Annotated in this window: 11 protein-coding genes; 8 read left to right on the forward strand and 3 right to left on the reverse strand. The window is 69.6% G+C overall.

From position 1 onward, the window contains the following. Window positions 1-13: 13 nt before the first annotated feature. Window positions 14-1,057 carry an Lrp/AsnC family transcriptional regulator gene (locus tag ACWFRJ_RS03085; RefSeq protein WP_453524430.1) on the reverse strand — a complete coding sequence of 348 codons (1,044 nt, stop codon included), beginning with the start codon at window positions 1,055-1,057 and terminating at the stop codon, window positions 14-16. Window positions 1,058-1,172: 115 nt separating this feature from the next. On the opposite strand from ACWFRJ_RS03085, the gene ACWFRJ_RS03090 reads away from it, so the two are divergent. Continuing rightward, window positions 1,173-2,723: an AbgT family transporter gene (locus tag ACWFRJ_RS03090; RefSeq protein ID WP_453524431.1), complete on the forward strand. Its 1,551-nt coding sequence runs from the start codon at window positions 1,173-1,175 to the stop codon at window positions 2,721-2,723. A 33-nt stretch (window positions 2,724-2,756) separates the two neighbouring features. Then, on the forward strand, window positions 2,757-3,917 hold the full coding sequence (locus ACWFRJ_RS03095) for a M20 family metallopeptidase (RefSeq protein ID WP_453524432.1): 1,161 nt from the start codon (window positions 2,757-2,759) through the stop codon (window positions 3,915-3,917). Window positions 3,918-3,968: 51 nt separating this feature from the next. Here ACWFRJ_RS03095 and ACWFRJ_RS03100 read toward each other — a convergent pair whose 3' ends face one another. Then, complete coding sequence (locus ACWFRJ_RS03100; RefSeq protein WP_453524433.1) at window positions 3,969-4,601, reverse strand: TetR/AcrR family transcriptional regulator; 633 nt, start codon at window positions 4,599-4,601, stop codon at window positions 3,969-3,971. Window positions 4,602-4,746: 145 nt separating this feature from the next. Between ACWFRJ_RS03100 and ACWFRJ_RS03105 the strand changes: the two genes are divergently transcribed. The 3 genes from ACWFRJ_RS03105 (at window position 4,747) to ACWFRJ_RS03115 (ending at window position 8,383) form a co-directional block, all read left to right on the forward strand. Further along, on the forward strand, window positions 4,747-6,144 hold the full coding sequence (locus ACWFRJ_RS03105; RefSeq protein WP_453524434.1) for an MFS transporter: 1,398 nt from the start codon (window positions 4,747-4,749) through the stop codon (window positions 6,142-6,144). Next, window positions 6,141-7,361 carry an FAD-dependent monooxygenase gene (locus tag ACWFRJ_RS03110; RefSeq protein WP_453524435.1) on the forward strand — a complete coding sequence of 407 codons (1,221 nt, stop codon included), beginning with the start codon at window positions 6,141-6,143 and terminating at the stop codon, window positions 7,359-7,361. The genes ACWFRJ_RS03105 and ACWFRJ_RS03110 overlap by 4 nt, the downstream gene beginning before the upstream one ends. A gap of 176 nt (window positions 7,362-7,537) precedes the next feature. Then, on the forward strand, window positions 7,538-8,383 hold the full coding sequence (locus ACWFRJ_RS03115; protein WP_453525056.1) for an IclR family transcriptional regulator: 846 nt from the start codon (window positions 7,538-7,540) through the stop codon (window positions 8,381-8,383). 64 nt (window positions 8,384-8,447) lie between these two features. Here the strand turns inward: ACWFRJ_RS03115 and ACWFRJ_RS03120 are convergent, their stop codons facing one another. Continuing rightward, window positions 8,448-9,017, reverse strand: a complete 570-nt coding sequence (locus ACWFRJ_RS03120; RefSeq protein WP_453524436.1) for a flavin reductase family protein — start codon at window positions 9,015-9,017, stop codon at window positions 8,448-8,450. A 297-nt stretch (window positions 9,018-9,314) separates the two neighbouring features. Between ACWFRJ_RS03120 and ACWFRJ_RS03125 the strand changes: the two genes are divergently transcribed. From ACWFRJ_RS03125 to ACWFRJ_RS03135, 3 genes are read left to right on the forward strand one after another with little or no spacing between them, the layout of a single operon-like run. Then, window positions 9,315-10,181, forward strand: a complete 867-nt coding sequence (locus ACWFRJ_RS03125; RefSeq protein ID WP_453524437.1) for an alpha/beta fold hydrolase — start codon at window positions 9,315-9,317, stop codon at window positions 10,179-10,181. Beyond that, the gene (locus ACWFRJ_RS03130) at window positions 10,178-11,932 is read left to right on the forward strand and encodes an FAD-binding protein (RefSeq protein WP_453524438.1); all 1,755 of its coding nucleotides are present in this window, start codon (window positions 10,178-10,180) and stop codon (window positions 11,930-11,932) included. The genes ACWFRJ_RS03125 and ACWFRJ_RS03130 overlap by 4 nt, the downstream gene beginning before the upstream one ends. Next, window positions 11,929-12,990 (forward strand): 2Fe-2S iron-sulfur cluster-binding protein, encoded by a 1,062-nt coding sequence (locus ACWFRJ_RS03135; protein WP_453524439.1) that lies wholly within the window; start codon window positions 11,929-11,931, stop codon window positions 12,988-12,990. Before ACWFRJ_RS03130 ends, ACWFRJ_RS03135 begins: the two co-directional genes overlap by 4 nt. Window position 12,991: the final 1 nt, after the last annotated feature.

Genomic DNA, 12,991 nt, shown 5'->3' on the forward strand with positions numbered 1-12,991 from the left:
GAGCTGAACCTCGTCACCGGGTCTGGTGGTTCGGCGACAGGATGTCGTGGGCCCTGTGCCCCAGTACGAGATCGTCGTCGCGGTCGATCCACTGGCGGCGCAGGACGGACAGGGCGATCAGGGTGTTGACGCCGTTGAGACCGGGGAGCGCGCCGAGGTCGTCCGTGACGAACCTGGACAGGTGGTCCTCGTCGGTGAAGACGCCGTGGTGGAGGATCGAGGCAGGCCCTGCGGTCATGACGGTGAACCGCGCGCAGGAGTGCTCACCGAGTGCGGTCAGGACGGCGGGGATGTGCCGCGGCTGGACGTCGAGGGTGAACAGCGCGGTGATCGGGAACCCGAGGACGGCCGGTTCGATCTCCACCCGGGGGCGGACGGCACCTGATTCCAGGAGCGACTGGATCGTCCGGTAGGCGGTGGACCGGCTGACGTCGAGTTCGCGGGCGACCTGCGCCGCGGAGATCCGGCTGTCCTCGACAAGGAGCTTGAGCGTGCGGAACTCGATCTCGTTGAGGGGCCCGACGCTGGTGGGGGCCGCATCGGGGAGGGTGTCGGCCTGCTGGCGCAACTCCTCCGTCTGCCGTGCGGTGAGCCGGTCGAGCCGCCAGGTGAACGCCTCGCGGGCGGAGCGCAGGACCAGGTGCGACTGGATGGACGCGATGCCGGGGATCTCGGGCAGCGTCCGGGTCAGCAGGCGGCGCGTGTCCGTACCTGGCAGGGGATAGAGAGTGCAGTAGATGTCGGAGTCGCCGGTGGTGGTGATGAGCGACTGGGCCTGCGGCACCTTCTGAATGGCCCTCGCGACGTCGGCCGTGGCACCCGGCCTGCACTTGATCCACACCACGTAGGGATTGCCGGTGGTGAGGAGTGACCAGTGCACGGTGCCGATGAAGCGCAGGAGCCCGAGCTGCTGCAGCCGCTGGATGCGCCGCCCCGCCGTGCTGGCCGAGGTGCCCAGGATGTCGGCGACCGTGTTCAGCGGCGTTCGGGGCGCGATCTGCAGCGCGGCCACCAGATCGAGGTCCGCGTCATCGAGCCCATGCTCCATCTCTTGCATGCACACAGCCTACACAGAGCGATTCTGTCGTTAGGCATCTGATGCTTGACACAAAGAAGCGTCGCGCTGTCTTATGGCGAGCCATAACGCCACTGAACAGCAGCGGGAGGCTCTCATGACCGAGGTGACGACGAAACGACGGCGTTCACCGACGACGGTGATCCTGCGTGTGCTGGACTTCGTGGACCGGGCAGGCAACAAACTGCCGCACCCGTTCTGGCTGTTCGTGATCCTGAGCGGGCTGATAGTGGTGGCGAGCTGGCTGCTCGCCACGCTCGACGTCTCGGTGGTCTCACCTGCCGACGGCAAGGTCATCGGGGTCAAGAGCATCGTGTCCGACGCCGGTGTGGAGATGGTCCTCGGCGACCTGATCACGAACTTCGTGAACTTCCCGCCGCTCGGGCTGATCGTCGTGGTCATGCTCGGCGTCGCGATCGCGGACGGAACGGGTCTGCTCCCCGCACTGATGCGCGCCGCGCTCGCCCGGGTCCCGGCCAAAATGGTGACCTTCGCCGTGGCGCTGACCAGCATGTTCTCCCACGTGGCCGGAGACGCCGCGTTCGTGGTGATGATCCCGCTCGGCATGATCGCGTTCCGCGCGGTGGGCCGCAGCCCGATCATCGGCGCGGTCGTGTCGTACGTGGCCGTGGGCGGCGCGAGCAGCGTCAGCCCGGTCATCGAGGGATCCGACGCGATCTTTGCGGGCCTGACCACATCGGCGGCGCACACCATCGATCCGTCCTACTCGGTCACCCCGGTGTCGAACTGGTACTTCTCCGCGGCGTCCTGTCTGCTGCTCGCGGTCGTGATCACTTTCGTCACCGAAGCCGTCGTCGCGCGCCGGGTCGCCGCGATGAACGCCGTCGAGCCGGAACTGACCGACGTCGACGAACTGCCCGACATGACTTTGTCCGACGACGAGCACAAGGGCGTACGCCGCTCGATCGCCGCCGGAGCGCTGTACGTGGCCGCGGTGGTCCTCGCGACGCTGCCCACCGGCTCGCCCCTGCGCGGCGAGGGCGGTTCCATCGTCGAATCGCCGCTGCTCGACAACGTCGCCGTGGTGCTCATGGTGTTCTTCATGATCATCGGCACTGTCTACGGACTGACCGTGCGCACGATCACCGCCGCGCAGGACATCCCTGACCTGATGGGAAGAGGTCTGCGCGAACTGGTCCCGGTCCTCGTGCTGTTCTTCGCGGTCTCGCAGTTCCTCGGCTACTTCAAGTGGACCAACATCGGGCAGGTCATCGCGATCTCCGGCGCCAAGGTGCTCGACTCGCTCGGCGCGCAACCCGTGGTGATCTTCGTCGGCGCGGTGCTGCTCGTCAGTCTGCTCAACCTGTTCCTCACCAGCGGCTCGGCGATGTGGTCGCTTGTCGCACCGGTCCTGGTGCCGATGCTGATGCTCCTGAGCATCCGGCCGGAGACCACCCAGGCGCTCTTCCGTATCGCCGACGCGCCCACCAACAGTCTCAGCCCGATGAGTCCGTACTTCGTCATCGCGCTGGGGTTCATCCGCCGCTACCGGCCGTCCGCGGGGATCGGCACGCTGATGTCCCTGGTCCTGCCGCTCGCCGTGGTCAACCTCGTCGTATGGCTGGCGATGTTCCTCGCCTGGTACGCCCTTGGCATACCACTCGGCCCCGGCGTCCCCGTCCGCTAAATCCCACACCCCACACACAGATTGGCGCACCTCTTGTCCGCGAAGCCGCTGTCCACCTGGACCCGAACCCACCTCGACGACCTGCTCGGCGATCTGTCGGCGCTCGTCGGCCTCGAATCTCCCAGCTCCGACAAGGTGTTGCTGGACACCGCCGCCGCGTCGATCAGGTCCTGGGTGGAGGACCGTCTCGGCCCGCCGGCCGAGTGGATCCGCCACGAGCAGGCGGAGCACGGAGACGTCCTGACGGCGACCTACCCCGGAACCGGAACCCCGGGGAAGCCGGTGCTCCTGATCTGCCACTACGACACGGTGTGGCCGGCGGGCACCCTGGCCGAGTGGCCCTTCACCGTGGACAAGGGGATCGCCAGGGGGCCGGGCGTCTACGACATGAAGGCCGGGCTCGTCAATGGAGTCTGGGCGCTGCGGGCCCTGCGCGAACTGGGGCTGCCCCACCCGACGGTGACGTTCGTGTTCACCGGTGACGAGGAGCTCGGCAGCCCGAAGTCGCGACCCTTCATCGAGGACGCGGCACGCCACTGCGCGGCGGCGCTGGTGCTCGAACCCGGAATCGGCTGGGACGCCAAGACCGAACGCAAGGGTGTGGGCACCTTCAGCATCACCACCACCGGCATCGAGTCCCACGCCGGCAACGATCCCGCGGGCGGCGCCAGCGCGGTCCACGCCCTCGCCGAACTGGTCACCCAACTCGCCGCGGCTCAGGACCCCGACGCCGGGACCACGATCAACATCGGCACCTTCGACGGCGGCACGGCCCGCAACGTCGTCGCGGGCCGTGCGCACTGCCTCGTCGATGTCCGCATCACCCGGCAGGACGAAGCCGACCGCGTCGACGAGGTCCTTGCCTCGCTGCGGCCGGGCGATCCGCGCGTCGACGTGCGGATCGGCGGGGAGTGGAACCGCCCCGCGATGCGCCTGACCCCGGCGAGCGAGGCCCTGTTCGGCCTTGTCGACGAGGTCGCCACCGAGCTGCGCGGGCCCCTCGAGCCGATCAGCGTCGGCGGCGGCAGCGACGCGAACTTCATCGCGGCGCTCGGCGTGCCGGTCCTCGACGGTCTCGGCTGCAGCGGCGCGGGCCCCCACGCCCGCCACGAGCACGTGCTCGTCGACGACATCCCGGACCGGGTCGCGCTCGTGGCGGGTCTCTTGAACCGGCTGGCCGCGGCAGCCGTTTGACCCCTCTGCGTGCCCAAGGAGCCCGGAGCCCTGGAGAGAGGCTCCGGGCTCCTACCTGGTTCGGTAGGCCCGGAGAAAGGTCCGCACTCCCTCGACGATGAGGGGGCGTACGCGGGTGTCCTCCGTGGCGTTCGCGGAGCCGAGCCTGTCAAGGGCGACGCCGAAGGTCAGCGCGATGAACTGGTCGGCCGCGAGTCGGGGGTCGGGGACCTCGAGGAGCCCGGCCGCGGCGAAGGCGGCGAACCGCTCGGCGATCGCCTCGTCGGGGGTGTCGGCCATGGAGTTGTAGTCCCGGTGCGGCAGGTTGCCGGATTCCGCCCGGACCAGTCGTTGCAGCGTCGCGTACTCCGCCGAGCCGAGCATGTCGGTCGCGATGCGCATCGAGAAAGCGATCAGGGCGCCCTCGAGTTCGGCGTCCTCGGTGAGGCCGGTGAGCGTGTCGTCGAGGGTGCGCCGGATCGTGATGATCAGTGACTGGCCGACGGCGTCGACGACTGCTTGCAGAAGCGTCCGCTTGTCGCCGAAGTAGTCGTAGACGGTCCGCTTGGACACCTCGGCCCGGGCGGCGACCGCGTCGACGCTTGACCGGTCGAAGCCGTCGGCGAGGAACAGTTCCCGGGCCGCCGTGAGGATGGCGGCCCGCTTCCGTGTGGATCCCTCGCGCAGTGTCTTCGTGGTCGGCATGGGCACATCTTAGCTTCCCCTCCATCTACACTGCACGGTGTAGTGTAATGATCGAATCGGCGCGTGCCGCCGTGCATGCGCCAACTCGGTTACGGCTTAAAGGGGTTCGCCCCGCAGGAGCCGGGCAACGATGGAAAGGACGTCCATGACCGCAACTCTGGCTCCCCCGGTCCGCATCGGTAAGGCCGCCGTCTGGGCCCTCGGCATGCTGGCACTGGCCACCGGTGCCCTGGAGTCGGTGGTGACGCCGACGCTCCCGCTCCTGCAACGCGAGCTGGACATGAGTCCGGCCGAAGGGGCGTTGCTCAGCATCGTGCTGCTCATCACCGGCGCGTTAGTCACGCCGGTCGCAGGCAAGTTCGGCGACCGCTACGGCGGAAAACGGGTCCTGATCCGGCTGATGGCGGTGGTCTGCGCCGGTGGTCTGGTGTCCGCCCTCGCGCCGAACCTGCCGGTGCTGCTGCTCGGCCAGGTATTACAGGGAGCGATGGTGGGTGCGCTGCCCCTGTCGTTCATCCTGGTGCGCAAACACCTCCCCGCGGGTGAGTCGAAGGTGGCCATCGGGACGGTCAGTGGATTGTTCGTCGGGGGCGGGATGGCGGGAACGCTGTCGGCCGGGCCCGTGGCGGAAGGGCTCTCCCGGCACTGGATGTTCGCCCTGCCGACGATCGCGGTCATCGTGGCCACCATCCTGGTGAACAGGCTGATGCCGCATGATCCGCCCGGCCGGTCGGACGGCGCCGGGGTCGACTGGCCCGGCCTTCTCCTCTTGAGCGGGACCCTGGTCACGCTCATGCTCGTACTCGCCCTCGCACCCGACATCGCCTCGCAGCCACTCGTACTCATTGCCCTCATCGTGGTTCTGGCCGCGTTCGTGACCGGATGGATAGCCGTCGAGCGTCGTGCGGCATCGCCGGTGGTCGATCTGGCCATGCTGGCGCGGCCCGCGGTGTGGAAGTCGTGTGTGCTGACCTTCGTGATCTGCGTCGGTACCTCGGTGCCGGTCTATCTCGTCCCGCAACTGTTCGCTGTGCCCGCCGGTGAGTACGGATTCGGGGCCAGTGCCACCGAGATCGGCTTCTTCCTGCTGCCCGGCGCTGTTGCCGCGTCCCTTGCCGGGCCGATCGGTGGGATCGGGGCGCGCCGTTTCGGTTCGCGTGCCGTGGTCACCGCCGGGATCGTCATCATGGTCGCCGCTTTGCTCGCCCTGGCAGCCGTGCACACCGAGGTCTGGCACCTCGTCATCGGCAAGATGATGATCGCGCTCGCCAACGGCCTGTGCGTCACGGCGATGGTGACCAACACCGCCACATCCGTCGACCAAGGTGACACCGGTATCGCCACCAGCCTGGTCCTGGTGACTCGCGTGCTCGGCTTCGCCGTCGGAGTGCAGGTCAGTGGCGCGCTCCTCACCGCCGGGACCCCCTCCGGGTCGGATGTCCCGGCCGAATCGGCCTTCGTCGTCGGCTTCGTCATAGCCGGCGCAGTCACGGCCCTGTCCCTGCTTGTCGCCCGCACCATGAGCAAAGGAGTCAAGGAATGAGCCGCACCGACCTGTTGAGGGGTGTCCGTGGTAAGCCCAAGCGCAAGGTCCTGATATCCGGGGCCAGCATCGCGGGGCCCGCCCTCGCGTTCTGGCTGAACCGCTACGGATTCGCCGTCACGGTAGTGGAGAAGGCGAGCGCACTTCGTGGCGGTGGCTACCCCATCGACGTGCGCGGCACCGCACTCGAAGTCGTCCGGAGGATGGGAATCCTGCCGCGGCTGAGGGACGCGCACATCGACCTGCGCCGCCTTACTTTCCTCGACGGGGACGGCAGCGAGGTGGCATCGGTCAACCCCCATGCCCTCACCGGCGGTGTCGCGGGACAGGACCTCGAGATACGGCGCGGGGATCTGACCGACGCTCTCTACACGGCGGTCCGTGACGACGTGGAGTTCCTGTTCGACGACTCCATCGACACCCTCGACCAGTCCGGCGACGGGGTCGACGTCACCTTCCGCGGGGGCGACAGGCGTACGTTCGACATGGTGTTCGGTGCGGACGGTCTGCACTCACGTACCCGTGAATTCCTGTTCGGCCCCGAAGAGCAGTTCCACCGCTACCTCGGCTACTGCTTCGCCGGATTCACCCTGCCCAACACCCTCGGACTCGCCGACGAGGTCATCATGTGGAACACCCCGGGCAGGGCCGCGGCACTCTACGCCGTCGGGGGCAACGGCGATGTGCACGGCTTCCTGAACTTCGCCCGCCCGGAGCCGCCGTTCGACGCGTTCCGTAACCCGGCAGCCCAACGGGACCTGGTCGCCGCGGTCTTCGCCGACGCGGGATGGGAGGTCCCGGGCATGCTCGCCGCCATGCGCGAGGCGGATGACCTGTTCTTCGACGTGGTCAGCCAGATCCGCATGCCCCGCTGGTCCAGTGGCAGGGTCGCGCTGGTGGGCGACGCCGCGTACGCGCCCTCGTTCCTCACCGGACAAGGCTCGAGCCTCGCGCTCGTCGGCGCGTACATGCTCGCCGGTTCCTTGGCCGACCGGGACCACGCCGCGGGCTTCGCCGCCTACGAACACAACACCCGTGAGTTCGTGACCGTCAATCAGGAGCAGGTCGGCAAGGGTGATGCCGCTCTCTTCCCGACCACCGCCCGGGCCCTTGAGCAGCGCAACGACATGCTGCGCAACCTCAGCGCCATGCCTCCCGCGGAGGGACGACCGGCCCACTCGGCCCTCACCCTGCCCGAATTCACGCCGATGACGTGAGCCACCCGCAGGTGGTCGGCAAAGAGCCGGTGCGCATGTCTTCCCTGCCTTCGAGGCGCGCTGTTACCGTCCAGAAAACAAGAATTCATTTCAGTCTGTGACTGGAGGTATCTGTGACGGTTGTCGAAGGTGTTCCCGGCGTGGACCCGTCCGCCCGCCGGGAGCTGCCACCGTCGATGGTCGAGCGCATGACGCTGATCATGGACGTGTTCGAAGGCCACACCGCCCGGCGGTCCCTGGAGGACGTGGCCCGCAGCACCCACCTGCCCCGCTCCACGGCCCATCGGATCCTCGACCAACTGGTCCGGCTGCGCTGGCTCGAGCACAACGGATTCGGGTACGGGCTCGGTCGGCGTGCACTCGGCCTCGGCGGGGGCGACGGCTCCCAGAGTCGTATACGGGAGGCCGCGGCCACCTGGCTCCACCATCTGCAGATGCGTACCGGCATGGTCGTCCACCTCGCTGTCCTCGACGGCGCGGAGGTCTACTACCTGGACAAGGTGGGCGGCCGCTTCGCCTCAGCGGTGCCCTCCCGGGTCGGCGGCCGCGCCCCGGCCCACTGCACGGCACTGGGCAAGGCGATGCTGGCCTGGCTCGAACCGGAAGAGGTGGAGTCGCGGGCGGGTGACACCATCAACCGCCAGACCCAGCGGACCATCTCCGACATCGGCACCCTGCACCAGGAGCTCAACCGCATCCGGCAGCGCCGCGGTCTGGCCTTCGAGCGCGGCGAGTGCTTTCCCGGCATCGCCTGCGTGGCGACGGGGGTCCGCGGTCCCGAGGGGCCCGTCGCAGCCATATCCCTGGTCGGGGACGCGGCCACCCCGCTGGAGAAGGTCGCCCCGTTGGTCGCGGACGCGGCGCGCCAGGTGTCGGCCGATCTCTTCCCTGCTCCGGGCGGACCGGACCGGACGCCGCGCCGGTCGGCCGCGACCGCGGCCCCGGTCGCTCCGGAGGAGACCTGGTCACCGCAGACCATGGACCGGCTGCTCGCTGCGGGGCAGTACGGCGACTGGCAGTGATGCGGCAGTGATGCGGCACTGAGGCGGTACTGAGGCGGCGGTGGGTGGCGCGCCACCGGGGATCTCACCCCCAGCGGTCGCCCCACCCCCACGGACCGGGGGCCGTCCGTGCCGCGGGACTCTCGATGCCGAAGCCGCCCCGGAAGAAGAGCATGGGGAGGTCCTCGGACACCGGCTCCAGACCCAGCACCCGGCCGGTCACCACATCGTGGTCGCCCGCACCCCGCACGTCATGGACTTCGGCGTGGACCCGGGTGAGGACCCCGGGCAGGGACGGCGTCCCCCAGGGGGACAACTCCCAGTCGAGGCCCTCGTACTTACGGCCCTTGCTGGAGCCGAACCGGCTGCACAGGTCCGTCTGTTCCGCGCCCAGGACGTTCACGGTGAAGCGCCCCGACTCCCTGATGCTCGGCCATGCGCGCCCCCGGTGGTCGACGCAGATCAGCACGAGGGGCGGCGTGAGGGAGACGGAGGCGAAGGACTGACAGGCGAAGCCCGCGGGATCGCCGTCCGGGGCGAGGCCCGTGACGACGGTGACGCCGGTCGCGAAGGCTCCGAGGGCCTGCCGCATCCGCTGCGGTGTGGGGGTCGATTCCTCGGGGGCCACGGGTGGGGTCAAGGAGTGGGCGGTCATCGGTTCACCTCGACTTGTCCGGTGCGGCGGGGTGCCCCGGGACGGGCACGGGCCGAACGTAGGACAGCCTCCGGAGCGGCCGGAGCGCGCTCCCGATGAGTGGAACTCCCGCCAGGGCGCGCCCTTTTCCCGGGCTTCGACGGCCCCGCTCCCGCCGCGTCCCGCTGACCGAGACGCCCACGGCTCGGGTCCGACGGCGCTGGCTACGGTCCGGGAACCGGTCGCGGACCAGTGCCGGTAGCCGGTCCCGCAGAAGCCGATCACGGGTCAACCGATGGCAGGAACAGGGCAGGAATGATGACGGAGCTGAGTCACGACTCGACACGGCGCGAACTCGCGACCGACCAGGGTGTGTTGCGCTACCACGAGGCGGGGGAGGGGCCTCCTCTGCTGCTGTTGCACGGCTCAGGCCCCGGTGTCACCGGGTGGCGCAACTACCGTGACAACCTGGCCGCGTTCGCACCCCACTTCCGCTGCCTGGTCCTGGAGTTCCCCGGCTTCGGGGTCAGCGACCCGTCCGACGGCCACCCCATGGCCACCGCGGGTGACGCGGTCGTCCGCTTCCTCGACGGCCTCGGTCTCCAGCAGGTCGACGTGATCGGGAACTCCATGGGCGGGATCGTGGGTACCCGGTTCGCCCTCGGCCACCCCGGTCGTGTGCGGCGGCTCGTCACCATCGGTGGCATCGGACGCAACCTCTACAGCCCCGGCCCCGGCGAAGGCATCAAACTCCTTACCGAGTTCACCGACAACCCCACGCGGGAAGGCCTGGCGCGCTGGCTGCACTCCATGGTGTACGACCCGGCCCTGGTCACCGAGGAGCTCATCGAGGAACGGTGGGCGCAGGCCACGGACCCGGACACGCTCGCCTCGGCCCGCCGCATGTACGGCTCGAAGGCCTTTGCCGCCCGTGCGGCCGCCGCTGCTGTCTCCGACGAGGCGCCGTACTGGGCGACGCTGCACCGGCTCAGGGCGAAGACCCTGCTCACCTGGGGCCGGGACGACCGCGTCAGCCCCGTCGACATGTCGATCCTGCCCATGCGGACCATCCCCGACGCGGAGTTGCACGTGTTCCCGGACTGCGGCCACTGGGTGATGATCGAGCAGAAGGCGGCCTGGGAGAGCGCGGTCCTGGCCTTCCTGACCCGCGAGGACGCCTCGTGAGCGCCCGCGGCGAAGGCACGGAATGGGACGAGGAGTACGACTTCGTCATCGTCGGCAGCGGTGGCGGCGGCATGGCGGCGGCGCTCACGGCCGCGGACAGCGGCCTGTCGGTCGTGGTCGTGGAGAAGGGCCGGAAGTTCGGCGGCTCGACCGGCATCTCCGGCGGCGGCATCTGGGTCCCCAACAACCCCACCCTGCGCGCCGAGGGACACGACGACAGCCGTGATTCGGTACGGCGCTATCTCGACCTCCTCACCGAGGGCCGCGTCCCCGCCGCCCGCCTCGACGCCTACGTCGACCACGGCCCGGCCGCGATGGAACTCCTCGGCGAGAGCCGGTGGATGCGCTTCTTCTGGGTCAAGGGTTACGCCGACTACCACCCCGAGTACGACGGCGGCAGGCCGCTCGGCCGGTCCATCGAGGCGCTGCCCTTCGACACCCGCAAGCTCGGTCCCGACGAGCGGTTCCAGCGGCCCAACAGCCTCAAGGGCCCGCTCGGCCTCTGGATCACCGCCAAGGACTACCGCGATCTGGCCATGGTCAAGCGCACCTGGCGCGGACGCTGGGCCTCGGTGGTGGCTGCCTGGCGGGTGTCGTCCAACGTGGTGCGCCGCCGGCACATGGCGACCGGCGGCCGTGCCCTGGTGGCGCGGCTGCGCATGGCGCTCAAGGACGCCGGGGTCCCGCTCCGGCTGCGTACGCCCATGTCGTCCCTCGTCGTGGACCCGGAGGACTCGAACACCGTCACCGGCATCGTCGCCACCCACGACGGCCGGGAGACACGCATCAGGGCCCGGCGCGGTGTGCTCCTGGCGACCGGCGGCTTCGACCACAACCAGGAGATGCGCGAGAAGTACCTGCCGGACGGAGGGCGCGCCATCCACAGCGCGGGCGCCGTGGAGAACGTGGGGGACGGCATCGCCGCCGGTCAGTCGGTCGGCGCCGCCCTCGACTTCATGGACGACGCCTGGTGGATGCCGTCCGTCCATCACCCCGCGGGCGCGACGATCCCGCTGGTCTCCGAGCGGTGCATCCCCCCGTCGGTCATCGTCAACGCGGAAGGCCGGCGCTTCACCAACGAGTCCTCGCCGTACGTGAACTTCGTCCACGACCAGCTGACGGGCGGACACGTGCCCGCGTGGTTCGTGATGGACGCCAAGGCGCGGGCCCGGTACCCCTTCGCCCAGATCCTGCCGGGCATGCCCTTTCCCAAGGCGTTCTACGAGAACGGCACGGTCCACCGGGCGGACACCGTCGCCGGACTCGCCGAGAAGATCGGGGTGCCCGCCGAGACGCTGGCCGAGACCGTCCAGCGCTTCAACGGCCACGCCCGCACCGGCGACGACACCGAGTTCCGCCGCGGTGACAGCGCCTACGACCGCTACTACGGCGACCCCACCCTGAAGAACCCCAACCTGGACGAGATCGACAAGGCGCCCTACTACGCGATCCGCATCGAGGTCGGCGACCTGGGCACCAAGGGCGGCCTCGTCTGCGACGAGCACAGCAGGGTGCTGCGGGAGGACGGTTCCGCCGTCCGGGGCCTGTACGCCACCGGCAACACATCGGCGCCCGTGATGGGCGGCGAGTACGCGGGACCCGGCGCCACCATCGGCCCCTCCATCGTCTTCGGCTACCTCGCCGCCCGGCACGCCGCGTCGGCGGCAGGACCCGACGCGGCAGGATCCGAGGCGGCAGCACCCGACGCGGTGGTGACCGCGAGGGGAGAGGCCGCGGGGGACGCGCCATGACGTCCACGTCCCGCACCCCGCTCACGGTCCGCGTCGTCAAGGTCGTCAAGGAGACCGCCGACGCCCACTCGCTCGTCCTCGAACCCGCGGAAGGCTGTGCGGACAAGTTCCGTTACAAGCCGGGCCAGTTCCTCACCATCCGGGTGCCCTCGGAGCGCGCGGGCGGATCAGTGGCGCGCTGCTACTCCCTGTGCAGTTCCCCGATGCGCGACGACCACCTGAAGGTCACGGTCAAACGCACCGCGAACGGCTACGGCTCGAACTGGATCTGCGACCGGGTCACCGAGGGCGATGTCCTCGAAGTACTGCGCCCCGCAGGCACGTTCACCCCGGACTCGCTCGACGACGACCTGCTCCTGTGCGCCGCGGGCAGCGGCATCACCCCGGTGATGTCGATCCTCACCTCCTGCCTGCACGCCGGGACCGGCGCCGTCACGCTCCTCTACGCGAACCGCGACGAACAGTCCGTGATCTTCGGGGGCGAACTCGCCGCCCTGTGCCGGGAGTACGGGGAGCGGCTCACCGTCGTCCACTGGCTGGAGTCCGTCCAGGGCCGACCCACCCGGACCGGGCTTCAGGCGCTCGCCCGTCCGTACGCCGCCCTCCGGGCCTTCGTCTGCGGTCCCGGACCGTTCATGGACCTCGCCACCGACGCGCTCGCCCGGCTGGGACTACCGCCGGACCGGGTGACTCTCGAACGGTTCGTCTCCCTGACGTCCGACCCCTTCGCGGTGCCGGAGCCCGCGCCGGAGCCCGCGCCGGAGCTGGTGTCCGGCGCGGGCTCCGGCACCGTCGAGGTCGAACTGGACGGTGAAACAAGGGCGTTGTCCTGGCCGCGCGAGAGCAAGCTCCTCGACGTGATGCTCGCCGCGGGTCTCGACGTCCCCTACTCCTGCCGCGAGGGCAACTGCAGCGCCTGTGCCTGTGTGGTCGTCGAGGGCGAGGCCGCCATGGAGCGCAACGAAGTGCTCGACGCGGCCGACCTGGCCGACGGGATGCTGCTCGCCTGTCAGGCGCTCCCGGTCAGCGACCGGCTCCGCATCACGTACGACGGCTGAC

The organism is Streptomyces sp. NPDC055239 (assembly GCF_053606205.1).

Excerpts from the sequence above, each read along its gene's own strand:
- ACWFRJ_RS03085 (WP_453524430.1), bottom strand. The coding sequence starts at position 1,057 with ATGCAAGAGATGGAGCATGGGCTCGATGACGCGGACCTCGATCTGGTG.
- ACWFRJ_RS03090 (WP_453524431.1), top strand. The coding sequence starts at position 1,173 with ATGACCGAGGTGACGACGAAACGACGGCGTTCACCGACGACGGTGATC.
- ACWFRJ_RS03100 (WP_453524433.1), bottom strand. The coding sequence starts at position 4,601 with ATGCCGACCACGAAGACACTGCGCGAGGGATCCACACGGAAGCGGGCC.
- ACWFRJ_RS03105 (WP_453524434.1), top strand. The coding sequence starts at position 4,747 with ATGACCGCAACTCTGGCTCCCCCGGTCCGCATCGGTAAGGCCGCCGTC.
- ACWFRJ_RS03110 (WP_453524435.1), top strand. The coding sequence starts at position 6,141 with ATGAGCCGCACCGACCTGTTGAGGGGTGTCCGTGGTAAGCCCAAGCGC.
- ACWFRJ_RS03115 (WP_453525056.1), top strand. The coding sequence starts at position 7,538 with ATGGTCGAGCGCATGACGCTGATCATGGACGTGTTCGAAGGCCACACC.
- ACWFRJ_RS03120 (WP_453524436.1), bottom strand. The coding sequence starts at position 9,017 with ATGACCGCCCACTCCTTGACCCCACCCGTGGCCCCCGAGGAATCGACC.
- ACWFRJ_RS03125 (WP_453524437.1), top strand. The coding sequence starts at position 9,315 with ATGACGGAGCTGAGTCACGACTCGACACGGCGCGAACTCGCGACCGAC.
- ACWFRJ_RS03135 (WP_453524439.1), top strand. The coding sequence starts at position 11,929 with ATGACGTCCACGTCCCGCACCCCGCTCACGGTCCGCGTCGTCAAGGTC.